The sequence below is a fragment of the Cupriavidus sp. HPC(L) genome, from assembly GCF_000307735.3.
Classification (GTDB): Bacteria; Pseudomonadota; Gammaproteobacteria; order Burkholderiales; family Burkholderiaceae; genus Cupriavidus.
The window spans coordinates 1-2,171 of record NZ_AMPR02000328.1 but is presented as its reverse complement, the minus strand read 5'-3'; the positions used below and the strand labels follow the sequence as shown (position 1 = coordinate 2,171).

Below are 2,171 nucleotides of genomic sequence, written 5' to 3'. Positions count from 1 at the left end.
TGCGGCGCGTTGCCGCGGCGGCGGCCGCCGCGGCCGCTGCGTTCGGTGCGGTCCTTGTCGGTGGCGTTGGCGGGATCGCGCTTGGCAGAATCAGGCCTCGTGGGTATGCAGGAAGCGGAAGAACTCGACGCCCTCGCGCAGCCGGCGCCGCGTCATTTCCCAGCTGCCCATCATTTCGCGGGTGATCTCCCAGATCTTGGACGGCCGGAAATAGAAGCGGCGGTAGAAGGTCTCGACGCCGTGATAGATCTCGTCGCGCGACAGATGCGGATAGCTGATCGCCGCCAGCTGCACGCCGCGATCGTTGACCAGCGGGATCACCTTGTCGTCCGCCAGCCAGCCGTTGTCGAGCGCCTGCCGGTACAGCGCGGTGCCGGGGTAGGGCGCGGCCAGCGAGACCTGGATCGTATGCGGATTGATTTCCTGTGCGAAGGCGATGGTCTTCTCGATGGTCTCGCGCGTCTCGCCAGGCAGGCCGAGGATGAAGCTGCCGTGGATCGTGATGCCGAGCTTGCGGCAGTCCTCGGTGAAGCGCCGCGCGATATCGGTGCGCAGGCCCTTCCTGATGTTCAGCAGGATCTGGTCGTCGCCCGATTCGTAGCCGACCAGCAGCAGCCGCAGGCCGTTGTCCTTCATGATCTTCAGCGTGCTGTAGGGGACGTTGGCCTTGGCATTGCACGACCACGTCACGCCCAGCCTGCCAAGCCCGCGCGCGATCTCTTCCACGCGCGCCTTGAAGTCGGTGAAGGTGTCGTCGTCGAACATGATCTCGCGCACCTCCGGCATATTGCGCCGGATCCATTCGACCTCGGCCAGCACGTTCTCCGGCGACCGCACGCGGTAGCGATGGCCGCCGACCGTCTGCGGCCACAGGCAGAACGTACAGCGCGAGCGGCAGCCGCGGCCGGTGTAGATCGAGACATAGGGGTGCAGCAGATAGCCGATGAAGTAGTGGCGAATGTTCAGGTCGCGCCGGTAGACCGGCGAGACGAACGGCAGCGCGTCCATGTCCTCGATCATCGGACGCGGCGGGTTGTGTTCGATCGCGCCATCGGGGGCGCGATAGCTGATCCCGGCGATCCGCGGCAACGGCAGGCCGGCGGCGACGTCGCGGCAGGTGTAGTCGAATTCCTCGCGGCAGACGAAGTCGATCGCCTCGCTTGCGGCCAGCGTGCCGCCGGGGTCGACCGCGGCCTTGGCGCCGACCATGCCGAGCCGGATGGCCGGATAGCGTGCCTTCAGCGCCTGCGCGAAACGTACGTCGGCCGGGAACGACGGCGTGCTGGTATGCACGATCACCAGTTCGTATTGGCCGGCGATGGCCAGCGTCTGCTCGAGGTTCAGGCCGTCGGCCGGTGCGTCGAGCAGGCGGCTGTCCGGCACCAGCGCCGCCGGTTGCGCCAGCCAGGTCGGATACCAGAACGAGCGGATCTCGCGCCTGGCCTGATAGCGCGACCCGGCACCGCCATCGAAGCCATCGAAGGAGGGCGCTTGCAGGAACAGGGTCTTCATCGGGGCCTCCGTGAGACGGAAGGGTGTTGCGGTCGCGGGCTTGTTTTCTTTGCGTGGGCTGGCCCTCTCCCGCAGCCCCTCTCCCGCAAGCGGGAGAGGGGAGCAAACCTCGAGCCAGAAGACGAGTTCCCGATGTTCTCCCCTCTCCCACCTGCGGGAGAGGAGGCGGGGGAGAGGGCAGCAAACCGCTGCTTCGGAGACGGGCCACTGGTATTCTCCCCGCTCCCACTTGTGGGAGAGGGGCCGGGGGAGAGGGCAGCGGCGCTCGCCATCCCATCGCGCGTCCACTCGATCGCAAGACGCGCACCGCGCCAGCGCACCTGCCGGCCGGCCATTGCTACGGCCCATTCCAGCAGCAGCAGCGCATCGCGCCACGGCGCGCGCAGCGCCGCGCCGGCATCGCGGCAGCGCGCCGAGCGGGCCAGCACCCCAAGCACGGCCAGCAGCGCGACCGCATGCGAGGACGCCAGCAGCAGCCCGAACGCCAGCATCGGCCAGGTGAAGGTCAGAAAGACCAGCGCGAAGCCGGCCGGATCGAGCGCGCGCAGCGTCCGCAGCCAGCGCAATTCGTGAGACCACAGCGCGCGCGGCGTGGTTTCCGCGATATCGGTGCGGACCTCGACGTCCGACAGCACGGTAAGCAAGCCTTGCCGGCGGGT

Annotated in this window: 1 protein-coding gene and 1 pseudogene; both read right to left on the bottom strand. The window is 68.1% G+C overall.

Annotation, left to right across the window (positions count from 1 at the left end; all coding sequences use genetic code 11):
* Positions 1-90: 90 nt before the first annotated feature.
* The gene (gene hpnJ / locus B551_RS16735) at positions 91-1,512 is read right to left on the bottom strand and encodes a hopanoid biosynthesis associated radical SAM protein HpnJ (RefSeq protein WP_006579032.1); all 1,422 of its coding nucleotides are present in this window, start codon (positions 1,510-1,512) and stop codon (positions 91-93) included.
* Positions 1,509-2,171: pseudogene (locus B551_RS25185) on the bottom strand (Fe-S oxidoreductase); the annotation flags it as partial. The gene hpnJ and the pseudogene B551_RS25185, both read right to left, overlap by 4 nt.

Bases quoted from the DNA above. Each gene is read 5' to 3' on its own strand.
- hpnJ (WP_006579032.1), bottom strand. From the start codon at position 1,512: ATGAAGACCCTGTTCCTGCAAGCGCCCTCCTTCGATGGCTTCGATGGC.